Origin of the sequence: Comamonas sp. NyZ500 (assembly GCF_016772095.1) — a bacterium.
In the GTDB taxonomy this organism is placed as follows: domain Bacteria; phylum Pseudomonadota; class Gammaproteobacteria; order Burkholderiales; family Burkholderiaceae_C; genus Comamonas; species Comamonas thiooxydans.
In genome coordinates this window covers 18,340-37,440 of record NZ_JAEIJE010000023.1, presented here as the reverse complement: position 1 = coordinate 37,440, position 19,101 = coordinate 18,340, and the positions used below count along the sequence as shown (strand labels likewise).

The window sequence follows — 19,101 nt, the reverse complement described above, 5'->3', positions numbered from 1 at the left end:
TCCTGCCCAGAGTGGCGCTGGCGTGGCCACCACAGCTTCCCAGCCTCGGAGCGGGAGAACAAGCTATTGATACATCATATCCAGCAGCACCAGTGTCAGCCAACTGCGTTAGCCGTCGTTCAGGTCGCAGGCTGACGGTGGCCGCAACCGAGAGTCGCCAGTGATCCAAGGCAGCGATCGAACCATTACAGCCAGTTGAAGCTCACCGGCCTATGTCTGCTTTGCACTGTGGCTACGGCGCGGCCTCTTGGTTTGCGCTTAAAGCGGTCATGAGAGGCAATACCGGCATTTGTTCGATGGCGGGCTTCAGATGAGCCGCCGACTGTGGCCTTCAGTTGGGGCCCTGTGGAGAGTAGCAAGGCGCTACGGCTGAGCTTGGGTGCGGTCTCCAGAAGCTGCCCCATGAGGTCGTCAAGCGACAGATGCCCTTACCTGTGCCGCGCAATTGCCAAGTGTTCTTGCTCTTGAGGAAGATGCTGGATTGCTCTGCCATGAGGACCTCAGGGGCGCATCGAGCACCGAGGTGCGCGAACGCCACTTGGCCGCAGTCTTGGGGTTGATGCCGCAGAGCTTGGCCAAAGACCGATGAGAGCCGGTGGCTAGCCGTAGTCCAGAGCGTATGCCCGGCGTTGTGCGGGCGCTGCCATGCAGACGGATTGCCATAGTGCTTTCTCCTGCTCCAGGCTGAAGAATGCACCAGGGCCTCCTGGGACCGCACATCCAAGTGCACCTATGGAACGGAATAGGAGGCTTGAACCCTCTACAAACTCTGGTCGATCTAACCTGAAGAATTTAAGACCGAGGCGATCAAGAGAGGCTCCCCCGCCCGATCAGCGTCCCAGTTCTTTGGCACTGACGCCGGCAATGCCCCAGTTCTCCTTGGGCATATCGTGTATCCAGACCCGCACATTGGCGGCGGGAGCGCCAACGGCCTCGACCAAGGCCTGGGTGACCTTTTCGATCACCGCCTTTTTCTGTTCCTCGCTGCGGCCTTCAATCATGTAGATTTGTGCGAATGGCATAGAACTTCCTTTTTCTATCAGTCGTTATCGATTGCGCTGCGCTGACTTGCCCCCTCTCCCCGAAGGGGCGAGGGAGCAAGGCAAGAGGCGCAGCGCCAAAAACCGGCAGAGCCCAACTCAGAGACGCCGAGCAAGAGCCGCCTCGCGGCGAAGGCGTCGCCCCCTGGGGGGAAGGCGCCGCAGGCGACTCAGGGGGGTTAAGCTTTAATCCCCAATTTGCGAATCAAGTCTCCCCAGCGCTTGTTCTCAGCGCGAATGAAATCGGCGAACTGCTGCGGCGTGTTGACGCGCAGATTGCCCGAGATGTTGTCAAAGGCCTGCTGTACCTCGCCCGTCTTGGCACCAACCTCCCAGGCCTGGTGCAGCTTGGTGATCACGGCCTGGGGCGTGGCGGCCGGCGCGACCAGGCCGAACCAGGTCTCGACCTCGAAGCCCGGGTAGCCCGACTCGGCCACCGTGGGCACATCGGGCAAGGCCTTGGAACGCTGGGGCGAGGTCACGGCCATGGCCCGCAGCTTGCCAGCCTTGATGTGCTGCAAGGTCGTGGCCAGCGAGCTTTCCATGCTCATCATTACCGTGCCCGACAGCAGGTCGGGCACGATCTGACTTGAGCCCTTGTAGGGCACATTGGTCAGCTGTATACCGGCCACGGACTGCAACAACTCGGCCGCCAGATGGTTGCTGGTGCCAATGCCCGAGGTCGCGTAATTCACCTTGCCGGGATTGGCCTTGGCATAGGCCACCATACCCTTGAGGTCGGAGAACGGCGCGCCCGGGTTGATCACCAGCGCGCAAGGCGTGGTGCCGACCAGGGAGATGGGGCGCAAGTCCTTCTCCACATCAAAAGGCACGCTGTTGTACAGGTGGGGCGCAATGGCCAGGCTGCTGATGGCTGTGAGCCCTATGGTGTAGCCGTCAGTTGCGGCCTTGGCCACGGCGTCCGTGCCGATATTGCCGCCGGCCCCAGCCTTGTTTTCCACCACAAAGGGCTGGCCCAGCTTGTCGGACATGGCCTTGGCAGCCGCGCGGCCCATGACGTCCGTGGGGCCGCCCGCAGGAAACGGCACGATCATGCGCACCGGGCGCGTGGGATAGCCGGCCTGCGCCAGGGCGCGCCCAGGCAGGCCCATGGCCATGGCAGCCATGGCGACCGTGGTCATCAACTCTCTTCTTTGCATTGCTTGTCTCCGTTGTCGTTCTGAAAAAACTTGATGGTGCGCATCATTTGGAGGCGCCAAGACAACTCTTAGTGCTGTTGCATCCCCTTGCCTGAAGCCCTGCCTTCCCGTTGCGGGGCGGGTTCAAGCGCCCTCCTGCTTCACAAGCCCGGCGCGGCTCAGGCCTGGGACGCCGAGCAAGGGCCGCCCCGTAGCGAGGGCATCTGCCCCCTCCGGAAGAGAGAGAGAGGGGGAAAGATGCGAAGCGACTTAGGGGGCGAACTGAATCGAGGTACTGCCCATCCCCTGCACGCGCAAACAAACATGGTCGCCAGCGGCCACGGCCACGGCCTCGGTAGCGCCGCCCGACAGAATCAGGCTACCCGCCGGAATTTCCTGGCCACGTCGGCCCAGGTGGTTGGCCAGCATGGCAATGGCCGCTGCCGGGTGGCCCAGCACCGCCGCACCGGCCCCCATGGCCACGGGCTGGCCGTTTTTCTCCAGCACCAGGCCCACGGTGCGCAGGTCCACGGCGTCGGGGCGCAGGGGCTGGCCGCCGACCACAAAGCGCGCGGCCGAGGTGTTGTCGGCCACCACGCTCTTGAGGTCGAACTTGAAGTCGCGGTAGCGGCTGTCAATGACCTCGATGCCGGGCATCACAAAGTCAGTGGCGGCCAGCACGGCGCCAATGTGGCAGCCAGGCCCTTTGAGCGCATGCTTGAGCACAAAGGCGATCTCGGGCTCCACCTTGGGGTGGATCAGCTCCGAGGTCTTGACCGTGCCGCCATCAGGCACACTGAAGCAGTCCACCAGAAAGCCGAACACCGGGTCGGTGACGCCCATTTGCTTCATCTTGGCGTGCGAGGTCAGCCCGGCCTTGAGGCCCACCACGCGCGCGCCGCGCGCCAGCTTGCGCGCCAGGATGGCGGTCTGTATGGCATAAGCATCATCCCAGTCCATGTCCGGGTGCTCGTCGGTGATCTTGGGGGTATCGCGCGCCTGAAGTTGGCAGGTTTCGAGGTGCTCCGCCAAACGGGCAATACTGTCTTTGCTGAGTGCCATCACTGTTCTCCTCATCAGGCGGCCAGCAGGCCGCGTTCGCGCGCCATGGTCAGCGCCGTGTCCTCGATCATGTCTTCCTGGCCGCCGACCATGCCGCGCCGGCCCAGCTCGACCAGCAGATCACGCGCCGGAATGCCGTAATTCTTCTCGGCCCGCTTGGCGAACAGCAAAAAGCTGCCGTACACGCCCGCATAGCCCAGGGTCAGCGCATCGCGGTCCACGCGAATGGGGAAGTCCATCAGCGGCACGACCAGGTCTTCGGCCACGTCCTGAATCTTCCAGACATCGACGCCGGTCTCAATTCCCATGCGCTCGCACACGGCCACCAGCACTTCCATGGGGGTGTTGCCCGCACCGGCGCCCAGGCCTGCGGCCGCCGCATCGATGCGGTTGGCGCCGGCTTCCACGGCGGCGATGGAATTCGCCACGCCCATGGCCAGGTTGTGGTGACCGTGAAAGCCCAGCTCAGTCTCGGGCTTGAGCGCAGCGCGCACGACGGCAATGCGTTCCTTGACCTGGTCGGGCAGCAGATAGCCTGCCGAGTCGGTCACATAGACGCAGTTGGCGCCATAGCCTTCCATCAGCTTGGCCTGCTTGACCAGACCTTCGGCGCTGTTCATATGCGCCATCATCAAAAAGCCCACGGTGTCCATGCCCAGCTTGCGTGCGGCCGTGATGTGCTGCTCGCTCACATCGGCCTCGGTGCAATGCGTGGCCACGCGGATGGTGGACACGCCCGCCTCATGCGCCATCTGCAGGTGGTCCACCGTGCCTATGCCGGGCAGCAGCAGGGCCGAGACCTTGGCCTGCTTCATCAGCGGGATCACGGTGGACAGGTATTCCTCGTCGCTGTGCGCGGGAAAGCCGTAGTTCACCGAGGCTCCGCCCAGGCCGTCGCCGTGCGTGACCTCGATCAGCGGCACGCCGGCCGCATCCAGGCCCTGAGCCACGCTCTTCATCTGTTCCAGCGTCATCAGATGGCGCTTGGGGTGCATGCCGTCACGCAGCGTCATGTCGTGAACGGTGATCTTCTTGCCTTTGAGTTCCATATTGCCTCTCCTTCAGGCGGCTACGGGGGCCATGGGTGCGAGCGTGAGCTTGCCGGCCAGCATTTGTTCGGCGAACATCTCGGCCGTGCGCGCGGCGGCGGCAGTCATGATGTCCAGATTGCCCGCGTACTTGGGCAGGTAGTCGCCCAGGCCTTCGACCTCGAGGAAGACGGAGACGCGCTTGCCGTCAAACACCGGGCCGTTGACCAGGCGATAGCCGGGCACGTATTTCTGCACCTCGGCCAGCATCTGGTGGATGGAGGCGGTGATGGCGGCCTGGTCGGGCTCGTCCTCGGTCAGGCAGTGCACTGTGTCGCGCATCATCAAAGGGGGTTCGGCCGGGTTGATGACGATGATGGCCTTGCCTTTTTTGGCACCGCCTACCTTCTCCACCGCACCTGCTGTGGTGCGCGTGAATTCGTCAATGTTCTTGCGCGTGCCCGGTCCCACGGACTTGGAGGACACGGTGGCCACGATCTCGCCATAGGCCACGGCCTGCACGCGGCTCACCGCCGCCACCATGGGGATGGTGGCTTGCCCCCCGCAGGTGACCATGTTGACATTCATGGCGCCGCTGCCCAGGTGCTGTATCAGGTTGACCGGGGGCACGCAGAAAGGGCCTATGGCCGCCGGCGTGAGGTCAATCATCAGCGCGCCCTGCTCGTTGACCTTGCGTGAGTTCTCGGCATGCACATAGGCACTGGTGGCGTCGAACACGATTTGCACGCCATCAGCGTGCATATGTGGCAGTAGTCCATCCACGCCCTCAGCCGTGGTCTTGATGCCCATTTCACGCGCCCGCTTCAAGCCATCGGAATCGGGGTCTATGCCCACCATCCACACCGGCTCCAGCACGGGGCTGCGCTGCAGCTTGGCCAACAGGTCGGTGCCGATATTGCCCGGCCCGATCAGCGCGCATTTGATTTTTTTCATCTCTTTTGTCTCCAGTTTTGAAATAGCACCCCCTGAGTCGCTGCGCGCCTTCCCCCTCTCTCGCTTCGCGGGAGGGGGACGACAGCCTCGCTGCGGGGCGGCGGGGCCGCCTAGGCCCTTGCTCGCTGTCCCTGGCCTTGGAACGCGCCCGTTCATGCGACCTGGGGGCAGGTGTGACGCTTAAACAAACCTCACAGAACAACTACCTATTCCACCTATGGTCACGCGCAGGTTGTCCCCGGCCTTGACCGGCACCATGGCGGCCAGCGAGCCGGAGAGCACGACTTCGCCAGCCTCCAGCGCGATGCCGTGGGCGCCCAGGGTGTTGGCCAGCCAGGCCACGGCATTGGCCGGATGGCCCAGGGCGGCAGCGCCCGCGCCCGTGGCCACGATCTCGCCGTTTTTCTCCAGCACCATGCCGCAGGTGGCCAGGTCCACATCGCGCGGGTCGACCAGGCGATCGCCCAGCACAAAGACGCCGCAACTGGCGTTGTCGGCCACCGTGTCCTGGATCTTGATCTTCCAGTCGCGGATGCGGGAGTCGACGATCTCGAAGCAGGCCATCACGCCCTCTGTGGCGGCCAGCACATCGGCTGCCGTCACGCCCGGACCCTGGAGCGCTTTCTTGAGCAAAAAGGCGATCTCGCCCTCGGCCTTGGGCTGTATCAGGCTGCTCGCCGATACGGCCTCACCCTCGTTGAAGACCATGCCATCGGTGAGCCAGCCAAAGTCGGGCTGGAACACGCCCAGCATGTCCATCACGGCCTTGGAGGTCACGCCTATCTTCTTGCCAACCACGCGCTCACCCGCAGCAATGCGCCGCGCGAGCATGTGCTGCTGCACCGCGTAGGCATCCGCGATGCTGATATCGGGGTAGCGGGTGCTCAATGGTTCGAGCACCCGACGCTGCGACAGTGCCTCGTACAGCTCGTCGCCCAGCTTTTCTTGCAGTTCGGTGTTCATAGGTTCAGTCGGCTAAGGGATGGGGTTCATCAGCGTCGGCTTCAGCCAGGAAATCGGCTACCAGGCGTGCAAAACGGGCGCTGTGCTCAATCTGCGTCCAGTGCCCGCAATGGCCATAGACGTGCAGTTGCGATCGCGCAATCCAGTCAGACAAGGTGATCGAGTTGGCCAGCGGGATCACGCGGTCCTCGCGGCCATGCACGATCAGCGTTTCATGCGGAATGCGGCGGATGTCTTCTTCGCGGCTCGCCAGCGCATCGACCCAGCGCTGGCGCGGTGCGGGAAACATGGCCGAGAACGATTCGTGAAAGCCGGGCCGGATGCAGGCCTCGTAGCGCAGGCGCGCCAGCTCGTCGTTCACGATGCTCCGGTCGTAGGCGAAGATATCCAGCAACTGGCGCATGGCGTCTATGGACGGCTCGTAGCCCCAGACTGCGTCCAGCCCCGGCGTGAGCTCGAACGGAACGCCCACACTGCCCATGAGCACAAGGCGGCGCACGCGCTCGGGATGGCGGATCGCCAGCGCCAGCGCAAGGCCTCCGCCGAACGAATTGCCCACAAGATCAGCCCGGGCGATTCCCAGCGCATTGAGCAGGCCCACGGCCTGTTCGACCCAGGCGTCCATGCGATAGGCGAAGCCATCGGGTCGTTCGCTGTAGCCGAAGCCCGCCATGTCAGGCGCGATCACGCGCGCACGCTCGGCCAGCGCAGGCATCACCAGCCGCCAATTGGCCCAGGCCGAAACACCCGGACCCGAGCCGTGGATCAGCAGCACGGGATGACCGCTGCCCAGGTCGTGGTAATTGGTACGGATGCCAGCGGCGGCGATGGACTGCGCCAGCTCCGGATTTCGCTCAGAGTTTGATGCAGACATTCTTCAGCTCCGTATAGAACTCCAGCGAATGCACACCGCCTTCGCGGCCGATGCCCGATTGCTTGGCACCGCCAAAAGGCGTGCGCAGATCGCGCAGAAACCAGCTGTTGACCCAGGAAATGCCCACATGCATGCGCTGGGCCACGCGGTGGGCGCGGGTCAGGTCTTGCGTCCAGACGGCGCTGGCCAGGCCGTAGACGTTGTCATTGGCCTTGGTCAGCACCTCTTCCTCGGTATCGAAGGGGGCGATATGGCAGCAGGGACCAAAGATCTCTTCCTTGATGACGCGTGCCGTCTCGGGCAGGCCGGTCCAGATCGTGGGTTGCACCCAGGCACCGTCCGCATATTGGGCGCCCAGGTCGGGCACGCCGCCGCCGGTGACCACAGTGGCACCTTCCTGCACCGCCAGTTGGTAATACGACAGCACCTTGACCTGGTGCTCCTTGCTGATCAGCGGGCCCAGCTTGGTGTCATCGTCTTCGGGAACGCCGATCTTCCAAGCCTCGATCTGCTGCTTCAGCGCGGCCACAAAGCGTTCGTAAATCGGGCGCTCCACATAGACGCGCTCCGTGCCCAGGCAGACCTGGCCGCTATTGACAAAGGCCGAGCGCAACGTGCCTTCGATGGCCGCGTCGAAATCGCAGTCGGCAAAGACGATGGCAGCGTTCTTGCCCCCCATCTCCAGGCTCACGGGGCGTGCGCCCTTGGCTGCAGCCTTCATGATGGCCTCGCCAGTGCGCGTCTCGCCGGTGAAGGTGATGGCATCCACGCCAGGGTGGCTGGTGACGAACTCGCCGGCCGAATCGGGGCCGAAACCATGGACCACGTTGTAGACGCCGGGCGGAATGCCAGCCTCGTTCATGACCTCGCCCAGCAGGGCTGCAGTCTGGGGCGATTCTTCGGAAGGCTTGACCACCACGGTGTTGCCGCAGGCCAGGGCCGGGCCGACCTTCCAGGTCATCAGCAGCAAGGGCAGATTCCAGGGGCAGATCACGCCCACCACGCCCACCGGGCCACGGTGGCCGTAGTTGATAGCACCGCGCCCGTCCGGCGTGGCCATTTCGAAGAACTCCGTGGGCACGTTCTTGACCACGTCGGCAAAAATCTTGAAGTTGGCCGCACCACGCGGAATGTCGATATGACTGGCCACACTGCGCGGCTTGCCCGTGTCCGCACATTCGGCAGCCAGAAACTCCTCGAAGCGGCGGTTGATGCCATCAGCCACGGCATAGAGTTTTTCCACGCGCTCGGCCACGCTCATACGGCCCCAGGGTCCGTTCAACGCAGTGCGCGCTGCAGCCACGGCAGCATCGACTTCGCTGCGGCCGGCCTCATGCACCTTGGCAATCACCTGGCCCGTGAGCGGTGAGTGCTTGTCGAAGCTGCGCCCCGTGGAAACGTAGGCACCGTTGATGAAGTTCTGGATGTCTTTCATGGTTTTCTTCCTGTCACTCATGCTTTTGCAGCAACGATAAATTCGGTGTTCAATACTGTCCAATACTGAATTCTCAAAAATCAATACCTATAAGGTATCAAGGAGCCACCCCATGGACTTGAGGCAGATGAGGTACTTTCTGGCGCTGGCAGAAGAGCTGAATTTCGGTCGGGCCTCGGCCCGGCTGCACATGGCACAGCCACCGCTGACGCGGCAGATACGCGCTATCGAAGAGGAACTGGGCACCGAGTTGTTTGTGCGCACGCCCAAGGGCGTGGAGCTGACGGCGGCAGGCCAGACCCTGCTGGACGAGGTGCCCAACATCCTGTCGCTGGCCGAGCGCGCCCGCGAGCGCACGCAAAGAGCCGGTCAGGGGCTGACGGGCCAGTTGGACGTGGGCATTTTTGGCTCCGGCGTACTGGACGTGATTCCGCGCCTGCTGGCGGCGTTTCACCAGGCCAGGCCCGAGGTGCGCATAGCGCTGCACAACCAGACCAAGGATGAGCAACTGCAGGCGCTGCGCGAACGCAGAATCACCATTGGCTTCAACCGGCTGGTGCCAGCAGAACCAGGCATAGGCGTGCAGACCGTGCTCAAGGAAGCCCTTGTCGTGGGTCTGCCGGCCACGCACAGGCTGTGCGCGCGCGAAGAGGTCGCTCTGTCCGAGCTCGACAACGAGCCCATGATCCTCTACCCCAATCTCTCTCTGCATGGCCTGGCCCAGGAAGTCAGCAATGCCTTCCACCGCGAGGGCCTGCGTCTGAACGTGGCCCAGTCGGTGGAAGATGTGCTGACCTGCGTGGCTTTGGTTGCAGGCGGTTTTGGCGCCTGCATCACCACGCGTTCGGCCACCAGCTTGCGCCTGCCCGGCGTGGAATACCGGCCGCTGCACTCGCGCCACTTGCGTGACATCGAGCTCAGCTGCCTGTACCGCAGCGACGATGCATCGCCGGTGCTGGCGGCCTTTCTGGACGTGGTGCGCACCTTTGCGGGCCAGAGCAAAACCTAGGCCTGGAGGGGCAGGCAGGCGCCAGGTTTCAGCCACCTTGCTGGTCCCCAACCAGACCCAGGGCCTGCAGGCCGGTCTCGGCAATGGTCTCGTCCTGCTGCTCGCTGCCGCCGGACACCCCGATGCCGCCAATGCGTGCGCCCTCCACCACGATGGGCAGCCCACCGCCAAAGCCCACAAAGTGCGGTCGCAGGACCAGGCCCTGGCGCACGGCCGGCGAATGCTGGGCCAAGGCCTCATTCCACTGGCCCGTGGGCAGGCCAAAGCTCACGGCCGTATAGGCCTTGTCCGTGGCGATGTCCATGGAGTGCAGGGCTGCGCCCGTCATGCGCACAAACGCGGCCGGCACCCCGGCCGCATCCACCACGGCCACATTGACACGCACACCCAATTCCACTGCCTTGGCTACGGCCGCACCCACGGCGCGCAAGGCTGCTTCGGTGCGGATCACGGGCTGAGAAACCATTAGTGAGTCCAGCATGTCAAGCCTCCTCAAAATGCTTTGACTACTGTGAAGCGCACCAGCGAACCCTTGGGCAGGGCCCCCGTGCCGGCCGTGGCGCTGACTTCCTTGTAGACCGCGCCCTTGAGGAACATGCCTGCACCTGGCACCGGGTAAACCAGCTCGGCGCCCAGTGCATGGCGCGAGGAATGCTGGCTCGTGGCACCCGGGCCTTTGTCATCGCTGATCTGCCACTGGCTGTAACCCACCAGGCCGGCTTGCACGGCACCAAAATGCTTGCCCAGACCCCATTCCAGCGTCACCTGGTTGCCGTTGCGAAAGCCCATATCGTTCTTGCCGTTACGCTCAAAACGCATAAGACCCGAGGCCGAAATGGTCTTGGCAGCGTCGAAGTAATAGGTCAGGCCACCGGTGAGCATGGTGCTTTTGTAGCCCTTGCCCGGCGAGGCCGGGTCGCGGCTGCTGGCCGAGTCCAGCCAGATCCCGGCACCGGCCACGGCGTCCCACTGCGGTCCATGCCAACCCAGCACCAGCGGGCCCAGATAGACGTCGCCCACACCCGAGCGGCTGTCGGAAATGCCGGCCGCATTCACCGTGAGCGAGGTGCGCATCACCGGCACGATGGCTTCCATGCCGTAGTCCGCGCCCAGCAGCTTGTAGTTGGTGATCCAGACAAAGCGGTTGGCCAGGGCCGTCACGGTTCCACGGTTGTGGCCGGGCAGGTTGTCGCTGCTACCCGGCGCGCGGAAATCGTTGATGTTGTAGTTCACCATATAGCCGAGGTAGTACATGCCGGGCGGCGGCACGCTGGGGCCTTGCATGCCCTCCACACCGGGGACGTAATGGCCTTCGGCCTGCAAGGCCGTGGCTGCCAGCGCGCCCAACAGGGCCAGGGCAGCAGATGCAATCTTGTGGTTCATCTCTATCTCTTTCTTGTGGGTTCACAAATGTCTCGGGGGTCCATGGGGCTGTGCAGGGGCCCTGCGCCAAAAACTGGCGCGGCCCAATCAGGGTTGCCGCGCAAGGGCCGCCCTGCAGCGCTGGCAGCGTCCCCCTGCCCGCATCGCTTGCGATGCGAAGAGCGGGGGGAAGGCGCGAAGCGCCTCAGGGGGTGTTCCCTTTCAGGTGTACACATCCGTAAACGACGCCACGAGCTCACCCGTGTGATAGAAAATGCCGCTGCCCAGACGGTCCTCGCTCCAGGTGGTCACGGGGCGATCGGGCTGGGCCAGATAGCCCAGGCCGGCAAAGGTCTCGTTGCGGTTGCCGCTGGGGTCGAAGAAGTAAATCGTCTCGCCGCGCGTGATGCCGTGGCGCGTGGGAGCCACATCGATGCGCACCTTGTTCTTGGCCATGACGTCGGCGGCCTTGAGCACGTCGTGCCAGGAGTCCAGGAAGAAGGCGATGTGGTGCAGGCCCGAGGTGGGGCCGCCCACAAAGGCGATGTCGTGCGGCGTGGTGGAGCGCGCCATCCAGGTCGCGGCCTGCATCTTGCCTTCGGGGCCGACCAGAATCTGCTCGGTCAGGAAGAAGTCCATGCACTCTGCCATGAAGCGGGTGTTGTCCTCCACGGTGTTGATACCGGCCTCGGGATTCATCTCGCACATCAGCAGACAGTGGTCTATCCAATGCGCGCCTGCGCCCTTGAGGCCATCGGGCCAAGGGTCGGGGTTCAGAGAGCCCACGTCTGTGCCCACGCACTCCTTCTTGGCGTACAGGCGCATCTCATGGCCGCTGGGCAGATTGAACTGCAGCATGCGACCCACCGTGGGCTGGCTGCCTTCGGGCAGCATGGTGGTCTTCACACCCCAGGCCTCGATACGTGCCTGCAGGCTGTCGAGGTCGGCATCGTTTTGCACCTTGTAGGCCACATGGTTGAGCCCGGCGCGATCACTTTGCGTGAGGATGAGGGAATACTTGTCCCACTCGTCCCAGCATTTGAGGTAGACATTGCCCGCCGCATCGCGCAGCGTGACCTTCATGCCCAGCACGTTTTCGTAGTGCTTGAGCGCTGCATCCATGTCCATCACGCGCAAGTTGGCGTGGCCGATTCGCATTACACCCATGTTTGTCTCCTTAGTTGCTTGTTGGTGTGTCGTGGGTTGTGGGCGCAGGGGAAGCCGCCCGCAGAAAAAATGGTTTATGCAGGCGCTGTGCCACCGCAATGCGCACGGCTTCCATCGGGGCGACACGGCAGGCCAGGGTGTAGCCCTGATCACGCTCGAGATCGCTCACATGGGCACAGCTCACGGGGCCCAGATGGCGTACCGCACCTTCGAGCACCTGCACCTTGCAGACGCCGCAGCCGCCGTTGACGCAGCCCACTGGAATGCCTTTGCGCCCCAGGCGCAACATGCCGCTCAGCAGGCTTTCGTGGGTGCCGCAGGCATAGGTATCGCCGGTTTGCTCAACGCTGACTTGCACGTTTTGCATGGCTGTCATGGCTGCCTCAGACACGCTTGAACAAGGGGCTGCGCGTGCCTTGCGCATCGGCGGCCGAGAGGAATTTCTCGGTGTAGATGTCACGCTCAAACAGCCGGCCCTGCATCAGGGTGGAAATACAGGCCTCGACCATGGGTGGTGGCCCGCACAGATAGGCTTTGCAACCCGCAAAGCCGCCTTGAAAATGGGCTTGCGCAGCCTCGTGCACAAAGCCACGTGCGCCTTGCCAATCCCCGCAGTCCTCGCCCGATATCGCGGGGATGTAGGTGAAATGCGGGTGCTGCGCGGCCAGGGCGCGAAACTCGTCGTCGTAGTACAACTCCTCGCGCGAGCGCTGGCCGTAGACCAGGGTGATGGGCTGCTCGCAACCATTGGCCAGCAGCTCCAAAATCATGGCGCGTGGACTGGAAAGCCCCGAGCCCCCTGCCATGAAGACCATGGGCTGGCGTGCCGAATGGCGCACAAAAAAGCGCCCATAAGGCCCGGCCAGCTGCAGGCTGTCACCTTCGCTCAAATGCTCGTGCAGCCAGCCCGTGCCCGCGCCGCCCGGCACCAGGCGCACATTGAGCTCGATCTCCTGGGCGCAGCCATCGGCGCCAGGCGCGTTAGCGATGGAAAAAGCGCGCGAGCCGCCCTGCACCTCGCTCAGACCGGGTATGCGCAGCTGCACATACTGGCCCGCCTGGTAGCGCATGGACTGCTCCAGGCGCAGGTGCAAAGCCTTGATGGTGGGCGTCAGATCGACGATGCGCACCACTGTGGCCGCAAAGTCGCGCACGGGGATGATTTGCGCATCGGGCTCGTCCTCGAAATCGGCCTCGATGGTGGCATCGGACTGCAGCGTGGCGCAGCAGGCCAGCGTCATGCCGTCCTCGCGTTCCATGTCCATCAGCGCGAAAGGATTGGCCGCGCCGTGGTCCACCTCGCCGTCGCAAACCTGGACCTTGCAGGTGCCGCACAGGCCGTGGCCGCAGGCGTGGGGAATGTAAATACCCTGGCGCAGAGCGGCGTCCAGCAGGGTCTGGCCTTCCTCCACTTCAATCGAGGCGCCCAGGGGTTCTAAGGTCAGTTGGTAGCTCATATCGTCTCGCTCTCATTCCTGCAGCGCCGGCCAGGCCAGCGCTGCAACCGCCAGGGTGGTTAGCTGTAAGAGCCTTGGATGCCGATCAGGCCCGGGGTGCGAAAACGGATCACGTCCTTGTGTGTCAGGCCGTTATCGGCCAGCGACTTGGAAGCATCGGGCGACCAGGGTTGGCCCGACTTGAACCACTGCACCTCACTCCAGTCGATGCGTGCAAAGTCGGGGTGGGCGCCGTAGACATCGGGCAGCACGGCCTGGGCCAGCGCACCGAAAGGCATGTCGGGCGGCAGCGGCAGGGCCACGGGCGAGCAGAACATCAGGTGGTCTTCCCAGCCGATATAGAGCAGAGGCGCGGGAAAGTTCTCGCGCACATCCTTGGCGGGAAAGCGATAGGGCTTGAGTGCGGTGACGCTCATGGCTGGGCCTCCTGGCTGGGGTTCGCGGAAGCGTTACTGGCTGCGTGGTTGGCCGAGGTTGCCGGTGGCGGATCGCCGCGCCAGGCCGCGAAATTGCGCTGGTCCTCCGATCCCTCAAAGTCCATGTTGTCGCGGCCCACATTCATGCCATACCAGTCCAGCACGGCAGCCAGCGGGTCAAAGCCTTCGGCCGTGGGGTCCACATCGGGCTTGAAGCAGTTGCCCTGGTAGATCTGGTGCACCGGCAGCCAGGACTGGACAAACTTCTCGGGCTCGTCGTCGAAGACATGCTTGCAGCCGTCGCTGCAGAAGTGGTATTTGCTGCCCTCGTAGTCGGATTCGCGGTAGCAGATCCTGGTGGGGTCACCGGGCTCGGTGAAGCCCATAGGGATCTGGCAGGTGGTGCACAGCATGGGCAGGGTCTTGCTGTAAAAGCGCTTGCCGGCCTGCTGCTCGGCACGGTAGTGCTCCAGGCGAGGACGGTAGTGCTTGTCAAAGCTGTCCGGGTATTTTTCAGACAGCCACTGCATCTCCTGCTCGCCGGGCACCCAGGTGTGAAAAGGTGCGGCTGCCGTGTAGTTGTAGAAGATGTTCCAGGCCTGGTGGCTGATGTGGTCCTTGCCTTCGCAGGCCAGCTTCCAGCCTGCGGGCTCGCGGATGCCGTAGCGCGCCAGGTCGCGGAACAGAGCGCCGCCGTTTTCCTCGGCATACATCTCCCAGGCTTCCTTCCAGCTCATCACGCGCTTGGGCAGCATGTAATCCTGCATCATGGCCACCAGGGTCAGCACGCGGTAGCCGCGCCAGAACCATTTGTCGATCCAGCGCTGCACGATGGGCACGTTGCCCGGGTCCTGCTCCAGCATGAACTTGATGCATTCGATGCCCAGCGTCATATGGCGCGACTCATCGCTTTGCGCCGAGAAGCCAAAGGTCACGGTGGACAGATCGCCGTTATGCGCCGCGCCCGACATGAAGGGCACGAACAGCAGATTGGTCAGCACATATTCGAAGGAGAAGCTCACTGCCGTGAGGAACTCGAACGGACCTGCGCTCAGCGCATCTTCAAAAAAGGACTTGGGCACCGACAGAAACCAGACCCGGTCGAACCAGTGGCTGGAGCTGTGCATGCCGTTGAAGTACTTGTTGTAGTTGGACAGCGCATGGGTCTCGGTCTGGAAGTGACGCAGCTCGTCGATGGACTGCATCTGCGCCGCCACGCGTGCCCCCGCACCGGTGAAATGCCGGCCCGCATGGGCAAAACCGCGGTGGGCGTAATACTCCAGCGGCACCACGCCCTGAATAAACAGCTTGAGCGCGTTGAGATAGCGCGCATCGGTCACGCCCAACTGGCCGTTGTTCTGGGCAAAGGCCTCGATCACGGCGTAGAGCTTTTTCTCTTTTTCGCCTTGGTACTTCCAGTAGGCGTCCATGGTCAGGCGGAAGGGGTCTTCCCACTTATCCCAGTCGTGGATCTTGATACCCTCGAACTTGTCATAGGGGAAGACCTTGTCCATGGGCTGGTAGCTGGTCTCCCAGCCCAGGCCACGTGTCATGGCGGTGTAGCGGTCCTTGAGGCCCAGCTTTTTCTTGATTACGGGTGCGTCCATGGTGTCTCCTTGGATGGCGTTGTCTGGTGGTGTTCGGGGAGCGGTTCTTACTGGTTCCAGCTCAGGGAGAACTCGTCGTCGTCCTCATCCACATGGCCGGACAGCGTGACCAGATTGATCTGGATCTGCTGCAGCTCGTAGGGGCGACCGGTCTGCTCTTCAATGCTGGCGCGACGTATGACCAGGCGGCCGGGGGCGTCGATTTTCACGAGACCGGGCGAGTAGACGGCCTGGGCGTGGGTGTTGTCGGCGAGGATGGCATCCACCACGGGACGCGATTCCTCGTTGTCCTGAAAGGCGATGAACACCTTGGAGACGGGGGTGCTGGCAGATGTGCTCATGGCGCTGCTCCTCAGATGTCCAGACCGGCCTTGCGGGCACGGGCATCCAGGCTTTGGCGGACTTCGCTGAGCACGGCTGCGCCACGCGCACCCAGGGCCAGTTCGGCCACGGCGGCCAGTGCCACGCAGGCATGGTCGGCATAGCTCAGATACCAGTGCGACAGCTGGCTGCGGTTGTCTGCGGATTCGGTTGCAGCTACCTTGACCACGGCATCGATCCAGCGTGCGGTCTCGGTGTGCCACTCGGGCATGAAGGCCGTGAGCATGGCCACGGCCGTGCCGCCCTGCACCGTGACATGCTCGTCCACGAAGTGGTTGTAGATCAGGGGATAGAGCAGTCCGTCGAGCACCATGTTCTGGGCCACGAACAGCTCCATGGGGTCCTGCACCACAAGCAGGTCTTCCACCAGATGGCGCAGCGGCTGCCAGGCCGGGTGCTGCATCCAGTCGTTCTTGCCGGCTTCGAGCACGCCGGGCTCGTCCATGACCAGGCCCAGGCGCGTGAGGTACTGGGCCACGCCCAGATGGTCCATGGCATGCATCATGGCCGGAGCCGTGAAGGGCGTACCGTAGCCACGTGAGCAGATCTGGCTGTTGTTCATATTGCCGCCCCAGGCCACATGACGCAGCGGCATCAATACATCGCAGGCCTTGGCGCGCAGGGCATCGGACATCTTGCCGGCCAGGTTGCGCGACTCCACAAACTGGTAGTTGGCTTCCACGGCCTCCTGCTGCTTGGCACGGGTCATGGTCCAGGTGGCGTAGTAGTACTGACGTGGATCGCGCAGCGCGTTCCAGTCGGCCATGCGGATCGCCGTGCGGCCGGTGTCGAACAGCTCGAACTCAGGCTCCCACAGCGGCCGGTAATGGAAATGATGTGTGGGCTGCACGCCCAGCGTGGCCTCCAGATAGCGCGACGCGGGCTTGTCTCCCGTGTAAGCTGCCACGCGGGCAAAGGTATGGCGCAGCGGCTGTATCTCGCGCGCCGAAAGCTCGATGTTCATGGGCTTGTCTCCTGTGTTGTCGTGGGATGCGTGAGTGATGGTCAGAGCAGCCTGGCTTTCTGGACCTGGCAGAAGGCCTCGAAGTCGGCCTCTGTCATGGCCAGCTCCACCGTGAGTTCGGGCCAGCCCACGGAGAACTCAAAGTCCACAAAACCGTTGGCACGCTTTTGCAGCACGCGCACCGAGCGGCGCGTGAGATCGCAGGCGGGAAGATCGAGAGTGCTTGTTTCCATGAGGGGCTCCTGGCGGGTCTGTGGCTTTTGCAATTGCACAGCCCGTGCCAGTTCATGGAAATATCGATAAATCAAGGGTTACTCCCTAAATTTATGCGTGTTTGAGCAAGCTGGGGAGCAGTGATTCCAGGGCAAACCCTAGGACGGCATCCACAGTGCTTCAGTTCCTACTGCGCTGCAGCATGACCAAATGATCAAGCACCCCAAGCAAAGGTGCGCAATTCATCAATTACGCCAGCAGTTCAAGGCCGGGGATGCGGGTCAATCCCGTAGCCAGAATTCGATGTTTTATCGATAGTTTTCTCATGCCCCACACTCCTCCCGCCTTACCCTCCGATGCCGATTTGCGCAGCCAGGTCCGCTTCTCCACCGAAGACGGACTGATCTGGCTCTCGGGCCAGCGCATGTTGCTGCTGCATCTGGCCTCTCTTCACGCCCTGCGCCGCGAAATGATGAACACCATGGGCCCCGATCACACGCGGCGCCTGCTGCTGCGTGCCGGCTATGCCGCAGGTGAGCGCGATGCGTTGCTGGCACGCCAGATAAGGCCCACAGCCAGCCTGTTCGAGATGTTTGCCGTAGGTCCCCAGCTGCACCGGCTGGAGGGTGCGGTGCGCGCCACGCCGGAAATCTTTGAGGCCGATGAGCAGGCGGGCCACTTTCAATGCGTGGTGCGCTGGGAACACAGCTGGGAAGCGGAAATCCATTTGCGCGAATGGGGCCCCCAGGACCAGCCCTCGTGCTGGATGCTGCTGGGTTATGCCTCGGGTTACTCCAGCGCGTTCTTCCGTCGCCCGGTGTTTTTCAAGGAAATGCAGTGCTCCACCTGTGGCCACGCACACTGCCTGATAGAGGGCCGGTTTCAACATGAGTGGCCCGATGGCGAACAGATCGCACGCGACTACGACCCCGACTCCATGCTGGTACGCCTGGATGAGCTGCAGTCTCAGGTCGAGGCCTTGCGCACCGGCCTGGCCCCTTGCGACAGCCAGGGCCCGTTGCTGGGCCATTCACGTGCCTTTCAGGCCGCGCTGGAGTTGCTGTCCAAGGCAGCTCCCACCCAGGTTACGGTGTTGCTCACGGGCGAGACCGGCGTGGGCAAGGAACGCTTTGCGCGCGCCCTTCATGCCATGAGCCCGCGTGCCGACAAACCCTTTGTGGCAGTGAACTGCGCGGCCCTGCCCGCCGACCTGATAGAGAGCGAGCTGTTCGGCGCCGAAAAAGGCGCCTTCACCGGCGCCACAGCCACGCGCATAGGGCGCTTTGAACGCGCCCATGGCGGCACACTGATGCTGGACGAGCTGGGCGAGCTACCCCTGGCCGCCCAGGCCAAGCTGCTGCGCGTGCTGCAAAGCGGCGAGGTGGAACGCCTGGGCGGCCACCGCAGCACCCAGGTCGATGTACGCGTGATCGCCGCCACCAATGTGGACCTGGAGAAAGCCGTGGAACAGGGGCGCTTTCGGCGCGACCTGCTCTACCGCCTCAACGTCTACCCCATACGCATCCCTGCGCTGCGCGAGCGCGTGGACGATATCGAGCTGCTAGCCATGCATTTGCTGCAGAAATACTCGGCCTTGCACGGCAAGCCGGCCCCGGGCTTCAGTGACCGGGCGCTGACCGCGCTGCGCGGCCACAGCTGGCCCGGCAATGTGCGCGAGCTGGAGAACCTGGTGGAACGCGGCCTCATCCTCACGCCGACCGGCGAACCCATCGATGTGGCTTGCCTGTTCCCCCAATGGAGCGATAACGGCCAAAGTACCATAGACGACCAAGGCCATCTGGCCCAGGCCTGCGGCACAGATGGCGATCTGCATACGGCCAGTGTCTACGACAGCATGCAGCACCAGGGGCTTTCGCTGGACGCCCTGGAAGACGGGCTGCTGCAAGAAGCCGTGCGCCGCGCCAGCGGCAATCTGGCCGCAGCGGCCCGCGCCCTGGGCATGACCCGCCCCCAACTCAGCTACCGGCTCTCACGCATCCGCGAACGCACAACAGGTACCGAGGAGTAAA

At 63.4% G+C, this 19,101-nt stretch carries 20 protein-coding genes; 2 read left to right on the top strand and 18 right to left on the bottom strand.

Annotated features, from left to right (window positions below):
- Window positions 1–830: 830 nt before the first annotated feature.
- From JAO85_RS22635 to JAO85_RS22600, 8 genes are all read right to left on the bottom strand, one after another.
- Complete coding sequence (locus JAO85_RS22635) at window positions 831–1,040, bottom strand: 2-hydroxymuconate tautomerase (RefSeq protein WP_269446921.1); 210 nt, start codon at window positions 1,038–1,040, stop codon at window positions 831–833.
- Between the two features lie 179 nt (window positions 1,041–1,219).
- On the bottom strand, window positions 1,220–2,200 hold the full coding sequence (locus tag JAO85_RS22630) for a tripartite tricarboxylate transporter substrate binding protein (protein ID WP_039050865.1): 981 nt from the start codon (window positions 2,198–2,200) through the stop codon (window positions 1,220–1,222).
- Window positions 2,201–2,449: 249 nt separating this feature from the next.
- Window positions 2,450–3,241 carry a 2-oxo-3-hexenedioate decarboxylase gene (gene dmpH, locus JAO85_RS22625; protein ID WP_012839071.1) on the bottom strand — a complete coding sequence of 264 codons (792 nt, stop codon included), beginning with the start codon at window positions 3,239–3,241 and terminating at the stop codon, window positions 2,450–2,452.
- A gap of 14 nt (window positions 3,242–3,255) precedes the next feature.
- A complete protein-coding gene (gene aphG, locus JAO85_RS22620) occupies window positions 3,256–4,290 on the bottom strand; it encodes a 4-hydroxy-2-oxovalerate aldolase AphG (protein ID WP_202789084.1) in 1,035 nt (344 codons plus the stop codon).
- 12 nt (window positions 4,291–4,302) lie between these two features.
- A complete protein-coding gene (gene aphF / locus JAO85_RS22615; RefSeq protein WP_039050864.1) occupies window positions 4,303–5,223 on the bottom strand; it encodes an acetaldehyde dehydrogenase AphF in 921 nt (306 codons plus the stop codon).
- Between the two features lie 180 nt (window positions 5,224–5,403).
- Window positions 5,404–6,186: a 2-oxopent-4-enoate hydratase gene (dmpE, locus tag JAO85_RS22610; protein ID WP_202789083.1), complete on the bottom strand. Its 783-nt coding sequence runs from the start codon at window positions 6,184–6,186 to the stop codon at window positions 5,404–5,406.
- Window positions 6,187–6,190: 4 nt separating this feature from the next.
- On the bottom strand, window positions 6,191–7,060 hold the full coding sequence (locus tag JAO85_RS22605; RefSeq protein WP_202789082.1) for an alpha/beta fold hydrolase: 870 nt from the start codon (window positions 7,058–7,060) through the stop codon (window positions 6,191–6,193).
- Entirely contained in the window at window positions 7,041–8,495 is a 1,455-nt protein-coding gene (locus JAO85_RS22600) for a 2-hydroxymuconic semialdehyde dehydrogenase (protein ID WP_039050861.1), read from the bottom strand. Before JAO85_RS22600 ends, JAO85_RS22605 begins: the two co-directional genes overlap by 20 nt.
- 112 nt (window positions 8,496–8,607) lie before the next feature.
- Between JAO85_RS22600 and JAO85_RS22595 the strand changes: the two genes are divergently transcribed.
- Window positions 8,608–9,504: a LysR substrate-binding domain-containing protein gene (locus tag JAO85_RS22595; RefSeq protein ID WP_202789081.1), complete on the top strand. Its 897-nt coding sequence runs from the start codon at window positions 8,608–8,610 to the stop codon at window positions 9,502–9,504.
- A 28-nt stretch (window positions 9,505–9,532) separates the two neighbouring features.
- On the opposite strand, the gene JAO85_RS22590 is transcribed toward JAO85_RS22595, so the two are convergent.
- The 10 genes from JAO85_RS22590 to JAO85_RS22545 all read right to left on the bottom strand — a co-directional run bounded on the left by JAO85_RS22590 (window position 9,533) and on the right by JAO85_RS22545 (window position 17,091).
- Window positions 9,533–9,985 (bottom strand): heme-binding protein, encoded by a 453-nt coding sequence (locus JAO85_RS22590; RefSeq protein ID WP_202789080.1) that lies wholly within the window; start codon window positions 9,983–9,985, stop codon window positions 9,533–9,535.
- An 11-nt stretch (window positions 9,986–9,996) separates the two neighbouring features.
- Window positions 9,997–10,887, bottom strand: coding sequence for a transporter (locus JAO85_RS22585; protein WP_202789079.1), 891 nt, complete (start codon window positions 10,885–10,887; stop codon window positions 9,997–9,999).
- A gap of 201 nt (window positions 10,888–11,088) precedes the next feature.
- Window positions 11,089–12,033, bottom strand: coding sequence for a catechol 2,3-dioxygenase (locus JAO85_RS22580; RefSeq protein ID WP_012839080.1), 945 nt, complete (start codon window positions 12,031–12,033; stop codon window positions 11,089–11,091).
- A 10-nt stretch (window positions 12,034–12,043) separates the two neighbouring features.
- On the bottom strand, window positions 12,044–12,409 hold the full coding sequence (locus JAO85_RS22575; protein WP_012839081.1) for a 2Fe-2S iron-sulfur cluster binding domain-containing protein: 366 nt from the start codon (window positions 12,407–12,409) through the stop codon (window positions 12,044–12,046).
- Window positions 12,410–12,416: 7 nt separating this feature from the next.
- Window positions 12,417–13,490: an NADH:ubiquinone reductase (Na(+)-transporting) subunit F gene (locus JAO85_RS22570; protein ID WP_202789078.1), complete on the bottom strand. Its 1,074-nt coding sequence runs from the start codon at window positions 13,488–13,490 to the stop codon at window positions 12,417–12,419.
- Between the two features lie 59 nt (window positions 13,491–13,549).
- Window positions 13,550–13,906 carry a phenol hydroxylase subunit P4 gene (locus JAO85_RS22565; RefSeq protein ID WP_003066651.1) on the bottom strand — a complete coding sequence of 119 codons (357 nt, stop codon included), beginning with the start codon at window positions 13,904–13,906 and terminating at the stop codon, window positions 13,550–13,552.
- A complete protein-coding gene (locus tag JAO85_RS22560) occupies window positions 13,903–15,513 on the bottom strand; it encodes an aromatic/alkene/methane monooxygenase hydroxylase/oxygenase subunit alpha (protein ID WP_202789077.1) in 1,611 nt (536 codons plus the stop codon). The genes JAO85_RS22565 and JAO85_RS22560 overlap by 4 nt, the downstream gene beginning before the upstream one ends.
- Window positions 15,514–15,560: 47 nt before the next feature.
- Window positions 15,561–15,854: an MmoB/DmpM family protein gene (locus JAO85_RS22555; RefSeq protein WP_003066653.1), complete on the bottom strand. Its 294-nt coding sequence runs from the start codon at window positions 15,852–15,854 to the stop codon at window positions 15,561–15,563.
- An 11-nt stretch (window positions 15,855–15,865) separates the two neighbouring features.
- Window positions 15,866–16,858, bottom strand: coding sequence for an aromatic/alkene monooxygenase hydroxylase subunit beta (locus JAO85_RS22550; protein ID WP_202789076.1), 993 nt, complete (start codon window positions 16,856–16,858; stop codon window positions 15,866–15,868).
- 41 nt (window positions 16,859–16,899) lie between these two features.
- A complete protein-coding gene (locus tag JAO85_RS22545; protein WP_003066655.1) occupies window positions 16,900–17,091 on the bottom strand; it encodes a phenol hydroxylase subunit in 192 nt (63 codons plus the stop codon).
- A 305-nt stretch (window positions 17,092–17,396) separates the two neighbouring features.
- Between JAO85_RS22545 and JAO85_RS22540 the strand changes: the two genes are divergently transcribed.
- Window positions 17,397–19,100: a sigma-54-dependent Fis family transcriptional regulator gene (locus JAO85_RS22540; RefSeq protein ID WP_063664248.1), complete on the top strand. Its 1,704-nt coding sequence runs from the start codon at window positions 17,397–17,399 to the stop codon at window positions 19,098–19,100.
- Window position 19,101 lies beyond the last annotated feature (1 nt).